The 17101-nt window shown below is 46.5% G+C and carries 15 protein-coding genes and 1 other RNA gene; all 16 read right to left on the minus strand.

Annotation, left to right across the window (positions count from 1 at the left end):
* Window positions 1–16: 16 nt before the first annotated feature.
* Window positions 17–1273: a cell division protein FtsA gene (ftsA, locus tag OAG1_RS18060; RefSeq protein WP_016400787.1), complete on the minus strand. Its 1257-nt coding sequence runs from the start codon at window positions 1271–1273 to the stop codon at window positions 17–19.
* Window positions 1254–2009: a cell division protein FtsQ/DivIB gene (locus OAG1_RS18065; protein ID WP_338622264.1), complete on the minus strand. Its 756-nt coding sequence runs from the start codon at window positions 2007–2009 to the stop codon at window positions 1254–1256. Before OAG1_RS18065 ends, ftsA begins: the two co-directional genes overlap by 20 nt.
* A gap of 2 nt (window positions 2010–2011) precedes the next feature.
* Complete coding sequence (locus OAG1_RS18070; RefSeq protein WP_338622265.1) at window positions 2012–2935, minus strand: D-alanine--D-alanine ligase; 924 nt, start codon at window positions 2933–2935, stop codon at window positions 2012–2014.
* The gene (gene murC, locus OAG1_RS18075; protein ID WP_338622266.1) at window positions 2935–4389 is read right to left on the minus strand and encodes a UDP-N-acetylmuramate--L-alanine ligase; all 1455 of its coding nucleotides are present in this window, start codon (window positions 4387–4389) and stop codon (window positions 2935–2937) included. Before murC ends, OAG1_RS18070 begins: the two co-directional genes overlap by 1 nt.
* 4 nt (window positions 4390–4393) lie before the next feature.
* Complete coding sequence (gene murG, locus OAG1_RS18080; RefSeq protein ID WP_338622267.1) at window positions 4394–5476, minus strand: undecaprenyldiphospho-muramoylpentapeptide beta-N-acetylglucosaminyltransferase; 1083 nt, start codon at window positions 5474–5476, stop codon at window positions 4394–4396.
* Window positions 5469–6665, minus strand: coding sequence for a cell division protein FtsW (gene ftsW, locus OAG1_RS18085; protein WP_338626442.1), 1197 nt, complete (start codon window positions 6663–6665; stop codon window positions 5469–5471). The genes murG and ftsW overlap by 8 nt, the downstream gene beginning before the upstream one ends.
* Window positions 6666–6670: 5 nt before the next feature.
* Entirely contained in the window at window positions 6671–7975 is a 1305-nt protein-coding gene (gene murD / locus OAG1_RS18090; RefSeq protein ID WP_338622268.1) for a UDP-N-acetylmuramoyl-L-alanine--D-glutamate ligase, read from the minus strand.
* A gap of 34 nt (window positions 7976–8009) precedes the next feature.
* Complete coding sequence (gene mraY / locus OAG1_RS18095; protein WP_016400780.1) at window positions 8010–9092, minus strand: phospho-N-acetylmuramoyl-pentapeptide-transferase; 1083 nt, start codon at window positions 9090–9092, stop codon at window positions 8010–8012.
* A complete protein-coding gene (gene murF / locus OAG1_RS18100; RefSeq protein ID WP_338622269.1) occupies window positions 9086–10462 on the minus strand; it encodes a UDP-N-acetylmuramoyl-tripeptide--D-alanyl-D-alanine ligase in 1377 nt (458 codons plus the stop codon). Before murF ends, mraY begins: the two co-directional genes overlap by 7 nt.
* Window positions 10459–11934, minus strand: a complete 1476-nt coding sequence (gene murE / locus OAG1_RS18105; protein ID WP_338622270.1) for a UDP-N-acetylmuramoyl-L-alanyl-D-glutamate--2,6-diaminopimelate ligase — start codon at window positions 11932–11934, stop codon at window positions 10459–10461. The genes murF and murE overlap by 4 nt, the downstream gene beginning before the upstream one ends.
* On the minus strand, window positions 11921–13651 hold the full coding sequence (locus OAG1_RS18110) for a penicillin-binding transpeptidase domain-containing protein (protein WP_338622272.1): 1731 nt from the start codon (window positions 13649–13651) through the stop codon (window positions 11921–11923). The genes murE and OAG1_RS18110 overlap by 14 nt, the downstream gene beginning before the upstream one ends.
* Entirely contained in the window at window positions 13651–13968 is a 318-nt protein-coding gene (gene ftsL, locus OAG1_RS18115) for a cell division protein FtsL (protein ID WP_016400776.1), read from the minus strand. Before ftsL ends, OAG1_RS18110 begins: the two co-directional genes overlap by 1 nt.
* Complete coding sequence (gene rsmH, locus OAG1_RS18120; RefSeq protein WP_338622273.1) at window positions 13968–14903, minus strand: 16S rRNA (cytosine(1402)-N(4))-methyltransferase RsmH; 936 nt, start codon at window positions 14901–14903, stop codon at window positions 13968–13970. Before rsmH ends, ftsL begins: the two co-directional genes overlap by 1 nt.
* Before the next feature lies 1 nt (window position 14904).
* Complete coding sequence (gene mraZ, locus OAG1_RS18125; protein WP_016400774.1) at window positions 14905–15360, minus strand: division/cell wall cluster transcriptional repressor MraZ; 456 nt, start codon at window positions 15358–15360, stop codon at window positions 14905–14907.
* A 341-nt stretch (window positions 15361–15701) separates the two neighbouring features.
* Window positions 15702–16083: RNase P RNA component class A (gene rnpB / locus OAG1_RS18130), an RNA gene on the minus strand.
* 41 nt (window positions 16084–16124) lie between these two features.
* Window positions 16125–16964: a 16S rRNA (cytidine(1402)-2'-O)-methyltransferase gene (gene rsmI, locus OAG1_RS18135; RefSeq protein WP_338622274.1), complete on the minus strand. Its 840-nt coding sequence runs from the start codon at window positions 16962–16964 to the stop codon at window positions 16125–16127.
* Window positions 16965–17101 lie beyond the last annotated feature (137 nt).

Genomic DNA, 17101 nt, shown 5'->3' on the forward strand with positions numbered 1-17101 from the left:
CGCTATTTAGCAAAAACTAAAATTCACCCTTAAACCAACTGTGCAATCGCTTGGCGATATTGCTAACACTGCTAATGTTCTTTACTTCAATTGGTTTTTCACTTTGGTTTTCCATTCCGTAATGCAACAAACCTACTGCTGTAGAGTAAGTTGGCGCTTGTACGTATTCTGTCAGGCCAGCCACATTGTTGGCAGAGCCAACCCTAACCTGACACTGTAAAATCTTTTCGGCGCATTCAACTACGCCTTCTATCTGAGCCGCGCCGCCGGTTAGCACTACACCAGCACCAAGCTGCAACTTAGTCCCCTGCGCTTGCAAGTCTTCGGTAAGCTCATCGAGCTTGGCTTTAATCATGCCAAACAGTTCGCTATATCGAGGCTCGATAACTTCTGCCAAGGTTTGTCGTTGCAAACTGCGTGACGGCCTTCCACCCACACTTGGCACTTCAATGGTATCGTCTCGGCTTACCATACTGCCTAAGGCGCAGCCATAGCGCACTTTTACCGCCTCGGCGTCGTTAAGTGGTGTGCCAAACACAGTAGCAATGTCACGAGTAACCGAGGTTCCTGCAAACGGTACTACCGAGGTGTGGCGCAGTGCACCACTGGTGTAAACTGCGATATCCATGGTCCCTGAGCCAATATCAACCACACACACACCCAATTCTTTTTCATCTTCGGTTAACACCGCATAACTAGAAGCCAAGGCTGAAAATATCAACTGATCAACTTTCAAGTCACAGCGTTCTACACACTTAACAATGTTTTTAACCATGTCGTTATGGCAAGCAATTAAATGCACTTTTGCTTCCATTCGAACACCAGACAAACCAATCGGATTTTTAATTCCTTCTTGAAAGTCGATGGCAAACTCTTGTGGCAATACATGTAGAATACGGTGCTCATCTGGCAATTTTACTGACTTAGCCGTATGAATCGCGTTATCTACATCATCTTGAGTGACTTCTTCGTCGCTAATTGGCACCATGCCCTTTTCGTTCAAGCAACGAATATGACGACCAGAAACACCTAAGTAAACAGAACTAATTTTGCAATCAGCCATCAATTCCGCTTCTTGCAGCGCGCGCTGAACGGTCTTCACTACAGAATCAAGGTCATTTACACCACCTTTATCCATACCTTTAGCCGGATGACTACCTACACCGATAATGCTCATCTCGTTGCTAGGCAAAATCTCGCCAATTAAAGCGGTGATTTTGGCACTACCAATATCGAGGCCAACGATCAGTTTTCTATCCGTTACTTTGGTCATCTATTGCCAAACCTTCCTGTTTCTTCCATCCCACTGCAAATCCAGTGTCATAGCGTAAATCTATATAATCCACCGCATTTGGTTTTAATCTCGGATACACCGACACAAAACGCTCTATGCGATTTAACTTATCTTCTTTGCCCAGCTTTAAAACAATTCCGCTGGCTAATTCTACTTGCCATGCATGACGCTCGTTTAGCGCCAAACTAACAATGCTTAACTGGCGAGCTTGCAATACTTGCTGCAGCTGGCGAAAAGTAGCTAGCACAGCTTCTGCCTGTTCGTCGGGTCCACTTAGTGAAGCCAATGCTTTGGTCACTCGCTGTTGCGGCGCTTCAAAAATCTGCCCTTGCTGATTAAGCAAAGCGGCATTATTCCATCGCGCCACCACCTCTTGTTCTTGTAAAGCAATCGACAGTTTATCTGGCCATTGCTTACGAACGGTTACCTGCTTAACCCAAGGCAACTGCTCTAAAGCAAGCTTCACCTCAGAAACGTCGAGGCTAAAAAAGTTACCCGCTTCTGGCAAAGCCGCTAAGCTTTGCTGTAATTCTTGATCGAGCACGTAATCACGCTTACCCGATACCAACAACCGAGTCATTGGACTCAATTGCTTATCACTTACACTGCTGTACACCGAGTGCACTGAATAAGCTAAACCCAACAACACTGCACAAAAAAATCCCACTCCAGCCCAGTAGCTTGCCCGCTGCTTTTGCTGGTCACTTAGCGTCATGACTAGTGCGCCAGATCCAAAATGCTGACGACAAGCTGGTCAAAACTTAAACCATGCTGCTTCGCTGCCATAGGCACTAAACTTTTTTCAGTCATGCCCGGTGAGGTATTCACTTCCAACAAATACCAATTGCCTTGTTGGTCGGCCATAAAATCAACGCGCCCCCAACCTTCACAATCCACAGATTTAAATGCCTTTAAGGCAATATCGGCTAACTGTGACTCTTGCGCCTCAGTTAAACCACTAGGGCAGAAATATTCGGTAGAACTGCTTTGGTACTTAGCGCTGTAATCATAAAAACTATGTGGCGTTTGCATTCTAATTGAAGGCATTACCGTGCCACCAACAATAGACACCGTGTATTCCGCGCCAGTAATCCACTGTTCAATCAATACTCTAGAGTCGTATTCAAAGGCATTTTCAATCGCTTCTTGTAACTCTTCGACACTGTTGGCTTTAGCCATGCCAATGCTAGAACCTTCTAACGCCGGCTTTACAATAACCTCGCCAGACAACTTGGCTAAAATGCTCGCTGCTTCGTCTGGCTTGTAGCTATCTCGTTCTACAATCGCGTATGCCGCTGTTGGCAAGCCAATATTCTGCCAAATTTGCTTACAGCGAATTTTGTCCATTGCTAAAGCCGAACCAAGCACTCGGCTACCGGTATATGGCAAACCTAAATACTCAAGTGCACCTTGTAAGGTTCCGTCTTCGCCACCTCTACCATGCAAGGCAATAAATACATGACTGTATTTTTTTTGCTTAAGCAAATTTAAATCAAAACCTTTGGTATCTACGCCTTCTGCATTAATACCAGCACGAAGTAAACCCGCCAGCACTGCGCTACCCGATTTTAAAGACACTTCGCGCTCAGCTGAATCGCCGCCATACAGCACTGCTACTCGATTCATTCTTAAACTCGCCATTAACTTTCACTACCTTTAAGCTTGCTAATGTTTAACTGTAACTCGCCCAACTGACGCGCTAAAACGCCAATATTGCCCGCGCCTTGGGTTAACACAACATCGCCATCTTCAATGACATCAGCCAATAAACCATTTAGCTCACTAGGCTGTTTTACGTAAATGGGCTCCAAACCACGCTGGCGCAAACTTCGACACAATGCTCGACTATCCGCTCCTGCAATGACTTCTTCTCCAGCCGAATACACCTCAAGCAGCAGCAAGCTATCTACTTGCGCTAATACATCCACGAAGTCTTCATATAAGTCGCGAGTACGTGAATAGCGGTGCGGTTGAAATGCCATCACTAAACGACGCTCAGGCCAAGCGGCACGTGCAGCCTTCACCGTTGCCAGAACTTCTGTTGGGTGATGCCCGTAGTCATCCACTAGCAAGGCTGAGCCATTACCTGTCGCAAACTCACCGTATTGTTGAAAACGACGACCAATGCCGGCAAAACGATTTAAGGCTTCTACAATTGCAGCATCTTCAATGCCGTCTTCGCTGGCTACAGCAATGGCTGCCGCCGCATTTAGGGCATTGTGCTCACCTGGCATATTCAACGATATATCAAGTTGCTCACAATCTTTGCGGTTTACCGTAAATGAACAACGGTCACCTTGCTGAGCAAAATGAGTAATACGCACATCAGCTTCTTCTGAGAAGCCATAGGTAATAATCTGACGACCAATCTGCGGCAGCAAAGCTTGAACACCGGGATCGTCGATACACATCACCGCTACACCGTAAAATGGAAGGTTATGTAAGAAGTCGATAAATGTTGCATGGAGCTGAGCTTCGTCACCGCCATAGGTCTCCATATGGTCGGGCTCTACATTAGTGACCACAGCAACCATTGGCTGCAAATGCAAAAAAGATGCATCGCTTTCATCGGCTTCTGCAATTAGGTAACGGCTATTGCCTAAACGTGCGTTGGTACCAGCGCTATTTAACAGACCACCAATAACAAAAGTAGGGTCTAACTCTGCTTGCCCATAAATGCTGGCAATTAGGCTCGTTGTTGTGGTTTTACCGTGGGTACCGGCTACAGCAACGCCATGACGGTAACGCATCAACTCAGCTAGCATTTCTGCACGACGAACCACTGGAATACGCGCAGCTCTGGCAGCTTGTACTTCCGGGTTATCTTCTTTAATAGCAGTTGATACCACCACTACATTAGCACCCTCGATATTGCTTTCATTGTGCTCGAAGAACACCTCGGCGCCAACGCCTTGTAAGCGCTCTGTCATGGCACTCGCGGCTTGGTCTGAACCTGAGATATGATAGCCCTCATTAGCCAATACCTCGGCGATACCGCCCATGCCGGCACCACCAATTCCCACGAAGTGAATTCGCTTCACTTTGCGCATTTCTGGAATCATGGTTCGTAATTTGGCTAACTCAACTTTACTCATCTAACTACTCTTTAATTAACGCTTGGCACACCGCTGCTACTTTGTCAGTAGCATCGGTGATTGCCTGCTTTCGTGCATTGCGAGCACAAGACAAACGCAATGCAGGATCAGCAAATTCATTCAGTACTGCAGCAATATTTTGCGGCGTAAATTCTGTTTGTTTTAACAAACGTGCGGCATCAGCTTTAACCAAAAACTGCGCGTTTTTGGTTTGATGGTCATCAACGGCATAAGGCAGCGGAACAAAAATAGCCGGGATCCCCGCTGCAGCCACCTCTGACACCGTTAGCGCGCCAGCGCGACAGAGTATCACATCTGACCATTGATAGGCTGCTGCCATGTCATCAATAAATTCGACAATTTTAGGTGCTTCGCTCAAATTTTTATCAAGTTCTTGCTGGCGGTAAGCATCCACTGCGCTGCTATGTTTGTTTTTACCCGCTTGGTGCCATATTTTTAAATCAAGTTGGCTTTGTTTTATGCCCTCGGCTAACTGCTCGTTAAACACCTGTGCCCCTAAACTGCCGCCAATCACTAACAAGTTAAAACTAGCTGAATCACTTTCACTCTTTTCGTCTAAAGCTAATACCGACTCACGCACTGGGTTGCCAACCACTTCGGCTTTATCTAAGGCTCCCGGAAACGCCATTAGTACTTTACTGGCAATTTTGCTCAGCATTTTGTTGGTTAGACCGGCAGCCGCGTTTTGCTCATGTAAAACCAATGGTTTTCCTAGCAGCCATGCCGCTATACCACCTGGGCCACTGGCAAAGCCGCCCATACCTAATACAACATCGGGTTGATAGCGCTTAATAACTGCTCGGGCTTGACGAACCGCGTTAAGCAATTTGAACGGCGCCGCCAGTTTGCGCAGCAAGCCATTGCCACGAACCCCTTTAATGCTAATAAAGTCGATAGGGTAACCATGTTTAGGCACTAATTGAGCTTCCATACGCTCGGCGGTTCCTAACCACGACACATCCCAGCCCTGTGCAGCTAACTTATCAGCGACAGCTAAACCCGGGAATACATGACCTCCAGTGCCACCTGCCATTACTAATAGTTTATTTTGCTTAGCATTAACCATGAGCATCTCTCTTATAGGCCTGACAGTTGGCCAATCGAAGTTCATGATCAATACGCAGTAAGATAGCGACTGCTATCGACATCGCTAATAAGCTAGAGCCACCATAAGAAATTAACGGTAAGGTTAATCCTTTAGTTGGCACCAAGCCTGAAGCTGCGCCTACATTTACCATGGTTTGAAAACTAAACCAGATACCAATACCGCAAGCTAAGTAACCGGCAAACGCTTGCTCTGCCAGTAAAGCCTGCTTACCAATTTTCATGGCGCGGCTTACCAACAAAATAAGTAGCAACAAAACCGCGCAGACACCGATAAATCCGAGTTCTTCGGCTAATACAGCAACCACAAAATCGGTATGCGCTTCTGGCAAGTATTCAAGCTTCTGAATAGAGTTCCCCAAACCTTCACCTAGCCAGTCGCCTCGACCAAAAGCCATTAGAGATTGCGTTAACTGATAGCCACTACCAAAAGGATCTTGCCAAGGGTCTAGAAAAGAGGAAACTCGGCGCATCCGGTAAGGTTCTGCGATAACCAAAGTCACCACCGCTACCACACCGGTAAAAATCAAACCAAAGAACTGAATAAGCTTGGCGCCAGCTAAAAACAGCATGCCTACAGTGGTTACAAACATAACTACCACACTGCCCAAATCGGGTTGTGCTAGCAGCAAAACCGCCAAGAAGAAGAACACGATAAGTGGCTTTAAAAAGCCTTTTAAGTTTTCACGTACCTGCTCATGGCGACGCACTAGATAACCGGCTAAATAAGTGAACAATGCAAGTTTGGCAAACTCGGCAGGCTGCACGTTTATAGGTCCTAAGCCAATCCAGCGGCTACTACCGTTAATATTGCGGCCAATCAGCAATACCAGTACTAATGCAACACCCGACAATAGCAGTAATTTAGCATTATGAGATTGCCACCACGCTAGCGGGATTTGCACCACAAAAGCCATAGTGGCTAAACACAACAACAAATAAATACCGTGCCGTTTAGCAAAACGGAATGGATCGTCGTTAATCGCGATGCCTTCTGGAATAGATGAAGATGCCACCATCACTAGCCCCATCACCATCAGGCATAAGGCTAACCACAATAAATGACGGTCGAATAAAAGCGGCTCTTGGCTTTCTTTAGCAGCAGGGTTTAACCACTGTAAGGTATTCTCGAACCAAAGTGGTTTAGACATTACTTTCATAGCGCCTCCACCAGTTCGCAGAAGTGTTGTCCGCGTACTTCAAAATTCTTATACATATCCAAGCTGGCGCAGGCAGGAGACAACAAAACTATGTCACCCTCTTTGGCTTGTTGCTGACACCAACTAAAACTCTCTGCTAAATCTTCTTTCAGCTCGATACGCTGATCTAAATCTTTAAAGCGTTGCTTGTCTTTACCAAAGGCAACAACGCCGGCAACTTGGCTAAAGGCAGCTTTTAACTCACGTAAATCGCCGCCTTTGGCATCTCCACCAGCAATTAACCAAAGTTGACCTTGGCCACCAGCTAAGCCGTTTAAGGCAGCTAAGGTAGCGCCAACGTTGGTAGCCTTAGAGTCGTTAATCCAAGCAACACCTTGTTTGCGAGCAACCAATTGACAGCGATGGGCTAAGCCTTGGTATTTTTTTGCAGCTTGCAAGCAAGCATCAATGTTAAGCCCTGCTGCCTCTGCTAAAGCTAATGCAGCAAGTATATTGGCAAAATTATGGGTGCCAACCAGCGCCAACTCATTGGTGGCTAATAGCGCTTGTTGCCCACGCATTAGATATTGCTGATCTTCACTTAGGCGATAATCAGCATCTAAATGAACAGAAAAGCTCAAGCTGTGTTCGGGCTGGACTTGCGGCTGTGACAGTTCGTCATCCAAGTTGATAACCGCATATTCAGCATTTTGGTAAACCGTTTGTTTCGCGGCAATGTAGTCGCCCATGCCTTGGTATCGGTCCATATGGTCTTCGCTAACATTTAGCAATGTAGCGGCTTTAGCCCGCAAGCTTTTGGTAGTTTCCAACTGGAAGCTAGACAACTCAAGAACATATAATTCGACCTGCGGCGAAAGCAAATCTAGGGCAGGCACCCCAATATTCCCGCCTACAGCAACATTAACCCCGGCGTGTTTAGCCATCTCGCCCAACAAACTAGTGACCGTACTTTTACCGTTTGAGCCAGTAATCGCAACGATGGGGGCTTCGGCATAGTGACAAAATAACTCAACGTCACCCATTAGCTGAACACCAGCTTTCGCCAAGCTTTGTAACTCGGGCGTAGCTAACGCGACCCCAGGGCTAACAATCACCACATCACATTCAAGTAATTGCTTAAGGGGCAGCTCGCCGCATACCACTTGCAAGCTAGCAGGCAGCGAGGCTAAACCAGGAGGCTGCTGACGAGTATCACAAACTAAGGGCAACACTTCGTGCTTAAGTAAAAAGCGCACAGAGCTAAGCCCGCTGGCACCAAGGCCAACGACCGCATAGCGTAGTTGTGGCTGTAACTTACTCACTGTAATTACTCTTCCTATACTTTAAACAGCTCGCCTAACGCACCTTAAGGGTGGCTAAGCCAATCAAAACTAAAATTAATGAAATAATCCAAAAGCGCACGATTACCCGAGGCTCTGGCCACCCTTTAAGCTCATAATGGTGATGAATCGGCGCCATTCGAAAAATGCGCTGCCCACGTAACTTATACGAGCCTACTTGCAGGATTACCGACACCGTTTCCATCACAAATACGCCGCCCATAATCACCAGCAACAATTCTTGGCGAACCAATACAGCTACAGCGCCTAATGCCGCGCCTAGGGCTAGCGAACCGACATCGCCCATAAATACTTGAGCTGGGTAGGTATTGAACCAAAGAAAGGCTAATCCTGCTCCCACCATGGCGGTACACACCACCACTAGCTCACTGGCTTGTGGGATATAAGGAATAAACAAATAGCTTGAAAAGTTTACGTGGCCGGTTAAGTAGGCAACGAGAGCGAACGCAGATGCCACCATCACGCTTGGCATTATCGCTAGGCCATCTAAGCCGTCCGTTAGGTTAACGGCGTTGCTGCTGCCTACAATGACCAAATATGTGAGAGGGATAAATAGCCAGCCTAATTGCGGCATAATGTCTTTGATAAACGGCAACACCAGTTGGGTTTGAGCCGCAGAGTCAGAACTCCAGAATAGATAAACCGCAACAATTAGCGCGACAACTGATTGCCAAAAATACTTCCAACGGGCAATTAAGCCCGCAGGGTCTTTGCGGATAACTTTGCGATAGTCATCAACAAAACCAATTGCGCCATAGCTACCAAATACAAATAACATCACCCAAACATAAGGGTTATCTAAACGCGCCCACAATAAGGTAGACAAAAACACCGAGGCAATAATCAGCACGCCGCCCATAGTGGGAGTACCCGACTTGCTCAAGTGAGATTCTGGCCCATCGTTACGCACGGTTTGACCAATTTGTAACAACTGTAAGCGACGAATAAGCTTTGGCCCCATCCATAGTCCAAAGACTAAGGCGGTCAAAATGCTGACAATTGCTCTAAAGGTTAAATACCCAAATAGCGAAAATCCACTAAAGTATTGCTGCAGATATTCCGCCAACCAAACTAACATTCCAAACCCTTTTTATAATATTGCTGTAACTGTTTAACGACTTTTTCCATGTGGGTCGAACGAGACCCTTTAACCAACACAAGACACGGAGAATGTTGCGCTTCTAAGGCAGTGATAAGCTGCTCACAAAGCACTTCATGGCTGTCGAAACCGAGTGAATACTGACCGATTTCAGCCAGCACTTCGTCAAAAGACGCGCCATAAGAATACAAGCTGATGTCACTGTCAAGTGCCCGTTTAACTAAGTCGTTGTGCACCTGTTTTGTTTGCTGTCCCATTTCCCCCATGGCTCCAGCGATAAGGAAGCGCTTACCTTCAAAATTGGCCAAAATATTGATAGCCGCATTAAATGACGCCGGGTTAGCGTTATAGCTATCATCAATAAGTTGGATGCTGTCATTTAACGATTGAACGTTCACCCGACCCGGCACTTTATCTAATTGTGCCAAGCCTTGGCTTACCTGCTCTAGCTTGGCTCCCATGTTCAACGAAAGCGCAGCAGCAGCAACAGCATTTTTAACATTGTGCTCACCAGCCAAATTAATTTGGATAAGTACCTCACCGTTTGGCGTGTGCAATACAAAACGGCTGCCGCTTAAACCTAAAGATTCGATAGCGCTGGCATAATAATCGGCATTAACGTTATCTAAAGAAAAATGCTCAATTTTAGCCGGACGAGCTACTTCATCTAAGTACTCTTGATAGCTAGATTGGTACTCACACAGTGCTAGCTGCTCAGCACCCAGCTCACCAAATAACTCAGATTTAGCTTTCAGCACGCCGTCTTGAGAGCCAAAGCCTTCAATATGCGCAGCAGATACATTATTGATTAAAGCAACCTTGGGTTTTACCAAGCTCACGGTGTAGGCAATTTCACCGATATGATTTGCGCCTAACTCTAATACACCCAACTGATGCTTTTCGGTCGCGCGAAGCAGCGATAAAGGCACCCCAATATCGTTGTTAAAATTGCCTTTGGTGGCTAATACCTCAAAACCCTGTGACAAAATGGCCGTGGTCATTTCTTTCACCGTGGTTTTACCATTGCTACCAGTAATGGCGCAGCAACTTAACGCCAACTTCTCTCTTACATAACTGGCCAGTTGTCCGAGCGCTAAACGGGTGTCTTTGACTAACAACTGAGGTACAGCAAGTGCTAATTCACGCTCGACTAGCAGCGCAGTTGCGCCTTGATCAATAGCTTGTTGCGCGTAGTTATGAGCATCAAATCGCTCACCCACCAAAGCAATAAACAAGGCCTGCGAAATCTGCTCGCGAGTATCAGTACTAATTGACTGAATAACTAAATTTTCGCCCACTAGCTGAGCATCTAAGGCTTGTGTGAGCTCTTTAAGGCTTAAGGCAATCATGCTTTCGCCCCCGCTAGCTGCTTAACGACTGCGCGTTCATCATAGTCACGCACTTCAGCACCAATAATTTGATAGCTTTCATGGCCTTTACCAGCCACCAAAATAATATCTTTATCACGAGAGTGCGTAAGCGCATGTGCAATCGCCTCACAGCGATCGTGAATAATGGTTACGGCTTCAGCTTGATTAAAGCCAAGCAATATATCGTCGGTGATCGCCTGAGGATCTTCAAACCGAGGGTTGTCGTCGGTAACAATAACTTGGTCTGCCAAGCGCTCGGCTATTTCTGCCATTAAAGGCCGTTTACCCTTATCTCTGTCGCCGCCACAACCAAAAATACAAATAAGCTCGCCGCTACAATGCTGGCGCAGGGCTGTTAAGGCTTTTTCTAAGGCGTCAGGCGTATGCGCGTAATCAACCACCACCGAACGTTTACCGGCAAATAACTCCATTCGACCAGGTACCGCACTAAGGGCAGGCAACTGAGTAAGTAAACTTTCTAATGGAAGACCTAAGAACTGCAAACAAGCTATAGCACTTAGTAAATTATCAGCATTAAAACGCCCTAAAAGCGGACTCTTAAAAGTAAGCTTTTCATGTCTTGTTTGTGGGCTAAACAAATAACCGCTTGCCCCTAACTCGCTGAACTGCAGGTTAGCGATTTGCCAATCGGCGGTGTTATCTTCTAGCGACAAAGATTGGGCATTTGGATAGTGCTGCAGCAACTGCTTGCCAAAACCATCATCGGCATTGATTAAACGACATTCTAAACTTGGCCAGTTAAATAAGGCTTGTTTCGCGCGGCCATACTCAGCCATGCTGCCATGGTAATCAAGGTGGTCTCGGCTAAGGTTAGTGAATATCGCAACCTTGAATGGCACACTCGCCACACGCTGCTGCACCAAACCATGCGACGATACTTCCATAGCGACTAATTCATAGCCTTGCTGATTCATTTCACAAAGCTGGCGCTGAATAGTAATCGCGTCAGCAGTGGTGTTTTCACTCGCAACCAGCTTACCTGGCTCACCATTACCTAACGTTCCCATCACCGCAGCCCTAATGCCGCTTAGTTTTGCCAAGTTAGCAATTAAATGGGTTACTGTGCTTTTGCCGTTGGTACCAGTAACACCCACTAAAGTAAGCGGATTACCATCTGGAAAATAGGCCGCTGACGCCAGTTGCGATAGCTGTTGGTTCAAGCGCCAAAAGTAAATGCAGGCGACTTGCTTGTGCCACACTATTTGACCATGAGATTTTTCATCATCCGCATCAGCAAGCACCGCTGCAGCTCCGGCACTAATAGCTGAATCAATATAGTTACGACCATCAACTTGATGGCCTTTAACCGCAACAAATATATCGCCTTGCTCAATCTCTCTGCTATTTAGAGAGAGATGGTTAAAGCTGATGTCTGGGGCAACCGTTACCGAAAATTTCGCCAACAATGCAGACAAACTAGGTTTCACCATTATTGCCTCCATTTAGCTGTACCACTTGGCTGGCATTATCATCGGGGGCAACATTTAAATACTGTAATCCGCCTTGCATCACTTTCGAGAAAACCGGAGCGGCTACGTCGCCGCCATAATAGCGGTCAGTTTGTGGTTCATTAACAAATACTGCAATGGCAAGTTTAGGGTTACTCACTGGAGCAACGCCCGCAAAAATGGCAACGTAGTCATCACCATAACCACCACGAACAGCTTTACGGCTGGTGCCTGTTTTACCCGCCACACGATAACCTGGTACTGCGGCTTTCTGCCCGGTACCGCCATCTTGAATAACCGATTCCATCATCTCTAGCACTGCTTGTGCTTTGTTTTGCTCAAACACTCTCTCGCCGGTGGCTGGCTGCTGTAACTTAATGATGGATGTTGGTCGAAATACTCCACCAGCTCCCATGGTTGCGTACGCTTGGGCGAGTTGCAGAGGGGTAACCATTAAGCCATAGCCAAACGACAAGGTAGCAAGTTCAAAATCTGACCAACGGCGACGCTGCGGCATTTGACCGCCCGATTCACCAACTAAACCTAAACCAGCATCGTTACCAAAGCCCACATCGTAAAATGTATCAAGCATCCCCTCTACGCCCACTTTTAGGGCTAATTGGCTAGTGGCAACGTTGCTCGATTTTTGAATGACTTTGGTTAAACTAATTTCACCGTAGTTACGCGAATCTCGAACTCTACGCCCGCCAATCTGCATCCAACCAGGGCTGGTGTTAATCATACTGTTTGAACGAATATGGTCGCGCTCAAGCGCCGCAATAACCGATAGTGGCTTAACCGTAGAGCCCGGTTCATAGCTATCGGTTATTGCACGATTACGATAGCGATAACTTTGAAACTCGTTACGATTGTTAGGATTAAAAGACGGGCTATTAGCCATAGCTAATACTTCACCAGTTTCAATATCTAACACGACCACACTGCCAGAGGTGGCTTTGGTCTCGGTGACGGCTTTTTTGAGCTCACGATAAGCGATTGCTTGGATCCGTTGATCAATACTTAAAGCAATATTCTGCGCTTGTTTGGCTTGATGAATAACGTCCAGGTCTTCAACTACGCGACCTAAGCGGTCTTTGCGTACTTTACGCTTACCGGGTTCACCAGTGAGCCAGTCGTCATAGCTACGCTCTATACCTTCTAAACCGTGATCATCAATATTAGTAAAGCCAACAAGGTGAGCACTCACTTCGCCGGTAGGATAAAAACGGCGGGATTCAGGTTTTAAATAAACCCCTTTAATTTTGAGTTTAGTAACATAGTCAGCAACTGCCGCACTCACTTGGCGCTGTAAATAAACAAAACGACGTTTCGGATTACTGACTCGTTGTTGCAAGCTATCTACGTCGGTATCTAATACTTTAGCCAAGGCCGCCCAAGCATCGCGATTGGCTAAACTATTTTGATCTGCCACATGTTTAGGATCGGCCCAAATAGCGCGCACTGGTACACTCACGGCTAGCTCGTTACCTAAACGGTCGGTAATTACGCCACGCTCTGCATAGCCGGTTTTGGTGCGAATAGAGCGTAAGTCACCCTCATAGATAAGCTTATCCGGTGCAATAACTTGAATATAAGCCGCACGACTTACCAAGGCAGTAAACACTAAGCAAACCACTGCCATCACCAGCACAAAGCGCCAGTGGATGAACAGTCCTTGTTTATTTGCCTTAGCATTCATTAGTTTGTGATTACCACTTGTTCTTCAATTTTGGGTCGGTGCATATCTAAACGCTTTTTAGCTATGCTCTCTACGCGGCTGTGTTCAGCCAGCGCATTTTGTTCTATTAATAAATGTCGCCATTCAACATTGAGTGCATCCCGGCTCATCATTAATGATTCTCGTTGTTCAACAAACATTCTGGTGTGGTGAGTTGTCCACACCACACAAAAAGCTGAAACAACCGCAGCAACTAACAACAAAAAGTGCTGCTTGTTACGCCACACATCTTTCAAAATCGCCCGCAATAAATTGGGCTGGCGGCTAACCTCGTCCATTACAAACGTTTTGCTACCCGCAACACTGAGCTACGTGAGCGCGGGTTTACTTCAATTTCTGCTGCGCTAGGTTTTATCGCCCTGCCAATACTCTTTAGATAACGTCCGCTGGCTAACTGCTCTTCGGTAAGCGGCAAGCCTCTAGGAAACTGCTCGCCTTTTTCTTGCTTTCTAATAAAGCGCTTCACCATACGATCTTCTAAAGAATGGAAACTAATCACCGCTAAACGGCCATCGGTCGCTAAACTATTCATGGCGCCTAGTAAGGCTGTGTCTATTTCATCTAACTCGCTGTTAATATAAATACGAATAGCTTGAAAGCTGCGAGTCGCTGGGTGTTTGTATTTATCTTTAACAGGGCAGGCTTCATCAATAATTTTGGCCAGCTGCAAAGTGCTAGTAAGAGGCGTCTCTTCACGGGCATTCACAATCCCGTGAGCAATTCGTTTTCCAAACTTCTCTTCGCCAAAGGTTTTAATCACCCAGGCAATGTCTTCTTCCGCGGCATGAGTTAGCCATTGAGCGGCAGTTTGTCCTTGCGAAGTATCCATTCGCATATCTAAAGGGCCATCGCGCAAAAAGCTAAATCCACGCTCAGCGTCATCAAGTTGCGGGGACGACACGCCTAAATCCAGCAATACACCATCAATTTTTTTCGCTAGACCCAACTCTGTAATGTATTGCTCAATGCCAGAAAAAGGGCCATGAACAATTTGAAAACGAGGATCGTCAGCAAACTGTTTAGCAGCTTCAATCGCGCGAGGGTCACGGTCGATAGCAATCAAACGTCCTTTGGGACCTAGTTGCTGTAAAATAGCGCGACTGTGCCCACCTCTGCCAAAGGTGCCATCCACGTAAATGCCATCTTCTTTAATGGCTAAGCCGTCGATACACTCTTGTAACAGTACCGAGGTGTGAACAAATTCAGTACTCATACTAAAGCGAAAAATCTTTTAGGTTATCAGTTAACATATCAACGTCCTCTTCTAGGGCTATATCTGCAGCAATTTGTTGCTGCCATTGCTCTTCTGACCACAGCTCAAATTTGTTGAGCTGGCCAACCAGCATTATTTTTTTCTCCAAACTTGCGTGTTGACGCAACGGAGGTGGAATTAACAAACGACCATTTTTGTCCATCTCGCAATCATCGGCATAACCCAATAGCAAGCGTTGCAAACGACGCTCTGCCGGGTTCATGCTAGATAAACGCTTGAGTTTACGCTCAATTTCTTCCCATTCAGCTAAGGGGTAAAGCAGCAAACAGCGATGATTTATATCAATGGTGCACACCAATTGACCGTGACACTCTTCCATCAACCACTCGCGATATCGGGTCGGCATAGTCATGCGTCCCTTCGCGTCTAAGTTGATTGAGCTAGCGCCGCGTAACATCAGTGTTAATTCCCCATTTATCCCTAATTAATTCAGTTGTTGGGCAAACAGATCCACTATGATCCACTTTATCCCACAATTCACTAAGTTTAAGGACGAGTCTCGCCCTTTGCAAGCGACCTTGAGCAAGAAAATGAACAAAATTCCACCAGCCCAAATAAAGAAAAGCCTAAAGACTTGATATACAAAGCGGCCGCGCTGCTTTTGGCTAAAAAATAATTAAAATTTAATGTCATATTTATTTTGAGGAATAGCGAACTGGAGGCATTAAAAAGGCAGTGAGTGCGAGTTGTGTGATTGAATTGAAAAAGCCCTGTTGCTATACAACAGGGCTTTAATAAAAAGGGAGTTGGCCGATAAGCCGGGTTTTGTCGTGAACAATCATTCGTCTAGGCCATTAATCGCTTAATGGCTCAAGCAGCCTACCCGCCCCCAACGCGGGTCGCGCCTTAAGGGGGCCTATTTGGCCTTGCTCTGGGTGGAGTTTACCTCGCCGCATACTGTTACCAGACGCGCGGTGCGCTCTTACCGCACCCTTTCAGCCTTACCTGTACTCCGAAGAGCCATCGGCGGTCTTCTCTCTGCTGCACTTGTCGTGGGCTCGCGCCCCCCAGGCGTTACCTGGCACCCTACCCTATAGAGCCCGGACTTTCCTCCCCTTCGCCCGTCTGCCACTCCCGAAAGAGCGCACAACGACGAAGCAGCGATTGCCTAGCCAACTCCGGTGGCGGACTATAGCAAACAATTATCAGCAAGAATAGCGCTTATTCGCCGTGCTTTAGTCCGTAGTCATAAAGGGCGTTTTTCTTTAAACCGTAAATTTTAGCGGTAAGTGCTGCGGCCTTCTTTAGTGGCAACTCTGTTTGCAATAACTTAAGCGTATCTAAGGCATCTACTGGTAACTGCTCACTGTCTTTTGGGTAACCGGCCACAATTAGTACCATCTCCCCTTTTTGTTGATTAGGGTCGGCTTTAACCCAAGCAAGTAGCTCTGCAACGGGCAATGATTTAATGGTTTCAAAGGTTTTGGTCAATTCGCGAGCAAGCACAACTTGCCTATCTTCCCCTAAGCAACTAACTATGTCGGCGAGGCTATCTAAGATACGGTGAGGCGATTCGTAATATACTACTGTGCGAGTTTCTTGACGAAGTTCGTCTAATCTTTCTTGGCGTGCTTTAGTTTTAGCCGGTAAAAAACCTTCGTACAAGAACCTATCTGTAGGCAAACCCGCTACCGACAGCGCGGCGATAGCCGCGCAAGCGCCGGGTAACGGCACAACCGGGTAGCCTTTAGCGCGAAACGCGTTAACCAGGTGGTAACCGGGATCGTTAATCAGTGGCGTTCCTGCATCGGAGACTAACGCAATGTCATTCCCATCTAGCACTTGTTGCTCTAACCAGGCTATTTTTTGTTGCTCGTTATGATCGTGTACCGCCACGCAGCGAGTACCAATTTCATAATGACTCAATAACCGGCCAGTGTTGCGTGTATCTTCGGCTGCAATCATCGACACATCCTTAAGCACTTGAATAGCACGCTGTGTGATATCTGCTAAATTGCCGATAGGAGTGGCTACAATATAAAGAGTACCGATGGCTGACATAAACTCACCTCTGATAAAAACGGCCTCTACTTTAATCAAAAGCCTCACTTGCCTCAATCTTTCACCACTTCGATTGTAGATTATTTAGCGTTTGGCTCTTAATATATGCACTAACTAATCAATACTAGTGGTATAAA

It is taken from the genome of Agarivorans sp. OAG1, from assembly GCF_037076485.1.
Lineage (GTDB): Bacteria > Pseudomonadota > Gammaproteobacteria > Enterobacterales > Celerinatantimonadaceae > Agarivorans > Agarivorans albus.

Coding starts and splice junctions, on each gene's coding strand:
- rsmH (WP_338622273.1), bottom strand. CDS start 14,903: ATGAGTACTGAATTTGTTCACACCTCGGTACTGTTACAAGAGTGTATC.
- OAG1_RS18065 (WP_338622264.1), bottom strand. CDS start 2,009: ATGACGCTAAGTGACCAGCAAAAGCAGCGGGCAAGCTACTGGGCTGGA.
- ftsL (WP_016400776.1), bottom strand. CDS start 13,968: ATGGACGAGGTTAGCCGCCAGCCCAATTTATTGCGGGCGATTTTGAAA.
- OAG1_RS18110 (WP_338622272.1), bottom strand. CDS start 13,651: ATGAATGCTAAGGCAAATAAACAAGGACTGTTCATCCACTGGCGCTTT.
- mraY (WP_016400780.1), bottom strand. CDS start 9,092: ATGTTAGTTTGGTTGGCGGAATATCTGCAGCAATACTTTAGTGGATTT.
- ftsA (WP_016400787.1), bottom strand. CDS start 1,273: ATGACCAAAGTAACGGATAGAAAACTGATCGTTGGCCTCGATATTGGT.
- murF (WP_338622269.1), bottom strand. CDS start 10,462: ATGATTGCCTTAAGCCTTAAAGAGCTCACACAAGCCTTAGATGCTCAG.
- ftsW (WP_338626442.1), bottom strand. CDS start 6,665: ATGTCTAAACCACTTTGGTTCGAGAATACCTTACAGTGGTTAAACCCT.
- rsmI (WP_338622274.1), bottom strand. CDS start 16,964: ATGTCAGCCATCGGTACTCTTTATATTGTAGCCACTCCTATCGGCAAT.
- mraZ (WP_016400774.1), bottom strand. CDS start 15,360: ATGTTACGCGGCGCTAGCTCAATCAACTTAGACGCGAAGGGACGCATG.
- murG (WP_338622267.1), bottom strand. CDS start 5,476: ATGGTTAATGCTAAGCAAAATAAACTATTAGTAATGGCAGGTGGCACT.
- murE (WP_338622270.1), bottom strand. CDS start 11,934: ATGGTGAAACCTAGTTTGTCTGCATTGTTGGCGAAATTTTCGGTAACG.
- OAG1_RS18070 (WP_338622265.1), bottom strand. CDS start 2,935: ATGGCGAGTTTAAGAATGAATCGAGTAGCAGTGCTGTATGGCGGCGAT.
- murC (WP_338622266.1), bottom strand. CDS start 4,389: ATGAGTAAAGTTGAGTTAGCCAAATTACGAACCATGATTCCAGAAATG.